General features: G+C 72.2%; 1 protein-coding gene. It reads left to right on the top strand.

What is annotated here, in order from left to right:
- On the top strand, nt 1-2,060 hold a 2,060-nt coding region (locus ABZY11_RS44065; RefSeq protein ID WP_356484558.1), incomplete at its 5' end, for a M20/M25/M40 family metallo-hydrolase.
- Nucleotides 2,061-2,162: the final 102 nt, after the last annotated feature.

Here is a 2,162-nt window from a genome sequence, read left to right on the forward strand (position 1 = left end):
CCGACGCGGTGGCCGCCGGGATCCGTGAACTGCGGGGCGGGCGGCGCCTGGTGCTGATCGGGGTCAGCCTCGGCGCCCTGCTGGCCTACGAGACCTGCCGTCGGCTGCTCGACGCCGGGGTACCCGTCGCGCGGCTGTGCGCGGTGGCCGCACAGTGCCCCGCCGACTTCCACGGCCGCGGCGAGGACGTGACCGTCGAGGACGCGCGTGCCTTCGTCGCCGGGACCGGACTGACCGACCCGGAGCTGCTGGCGGACCCCGAGTTCGAGGAAGTGCTGCTGCCTCCCGTCATCGCCGATCTGCGGCTGGCCGCCGGGTACGACGGGCGTCAAGGAGCCGTTCCACAGGTCGAGTTGCGTGCGGTGTGGGCCACCGACGACCCGCACGTGCCCGAGGTCACCGTGCGCCGCTGGGTCGAGTGGACCCGGGGCGAATGCACCCTGATGTCCGTCGAGGGCGGTCACTACGCGCACCAGGAGAATCCGGCCGCGGTCATCGCCGCCTGCCTCGACGGCCTCCCCGGAACCCGGCCGTCACGGCGCTCCGTGCTCGGCGCCGGGGCGACGGCGGTCGCGTCCACGGTGCTGGGCCTCGGCGCGGTCGCGTCGGCATCCCCGGCGGCGCGGGCCGCCGGAGCGACGGGGACGGGCAGTGTCTCCTTCGACGGCGACCCCACCGACCCCGTGGGCCTGGCCGTCGCCATGATCCGCCAGAACACCAGCAACCCCGGCGACGGCGCGGTCACCCTGCCGCTCGCCCGGATGCTCCAGGACATCTTCCGCGCCGCCGGCGTCAGCACCGAGATCGTGCCCACACCGAAGGACGGCAACGTCCACTTCTTCGCCCGCATCCCCGCGGGCGGACCGGCCACGAAGAAGCCCCTCGTCCTGCTCGGCCACTCCGACGTGGTGCCCGCCATCGGCGACACGTGGGAGACGGACCCCTTCGCCGGAGAGATCAAGGACGGCAAGCTGTACGGCCGCGGCTCGCTGGACATGAAGGGCGTCAACGCCGCCTTCGTCGCCGCCCTGCTGCGCCATGTCCGAGAGGGAGCGGCCTTCGACCGCGACATCGTCTTCTGGTCCGACTGCGACGAGGAACAGGGCCCCTACGGCGTGCGCTGGTTCCTCACCGAGCACCCCGGCAAGGTGACGGCGGGCGCGGTCGTCACCGAGGGCGGCTGGGTACTCAACCAGCGCGACGGCAGCTCGCCCATGATCGCCTCGCTCACCTGCAACGACAAGCGCTCCCTGCTGTTGCGCCTGGAGACCGCCTCGTATGCCACCCACACGTCCAAGCCGTTCACCGGACAGGCGGTGATCCGGCTGGGCGAGGTGCTCGACCAGCTCGGGCAGTGGCGTGCCCACATCCGCCCGAACGCACTGTCCCGGCGGTACTTCGCCGAACTGGCCGAGGCCACCACCGACCGGCCGTTCGCCGAGGCGCTGCGGGAGCTGCTCGCCGCCCGCACGGACCAGCAGCGGGACAGGGCGGGGGAGGCGGTGGTGCGGCTCAGCGAGACCCCGGAGCTGCACAATGCGATGCTGCGGACCACTCTCGCCTTCACCGCCGCCCGGTCCGGCTACTACCCGAGCATCGTGCCGGGCACGGCGACCGCGGACTTCCGGGCCGCGTTCCTGCCGGGCGCCGAGGACCCGGGACGCACCGTCGCCGAACTGCGCTCGCTGATCGGCAACCGGGCGAAGCTGAGTGTGGTCGGCAACCCCGGTGAGAGCGAGGAGCAGGCCCTGGACCGGCTGCGCGGCTATCTGGCCACGCCCGACTCCGACTACGACACGGACGTCTTCCGCGCCTGGCAGAGCGCCGTACGCCGGACCCACCCCGGAGTACGGGCCACCGCCTGCCAGTTCGAGGCGGTCACCAGCGCGGTGCCGTTCCGGGAACAGAACGTACCGGTGTACGGCATGTACCCGTTCACCGTGAACCGGGACATGCTCAAGCGGATGCACGGCACCGACGAACACATCGGCGTCGAAGCACTGCGGCAGGGCACCGAGACCGTCTACCAGCTCCTGGCCGGACTGCGTACGGGGACCTGAGCCCCCGACGGTCCGTGCGGGTGTGCCCGGCCGGGCACACCCGCACGGATACCACAAACCACGCGGACCCACTAGAGGGGGCGTTGAAACCCCCCCATACCA

The sequence above is a fragment of the Streptomyces sp. NPDC006510 genome (assembly GCF_040611955.1).
Taxonomy (GTDB): domain Bacteria; phylum Actinomycetota; class Actinomycetes; order Streptomycetales; family Streptomycetaceae; genus Streptomyces.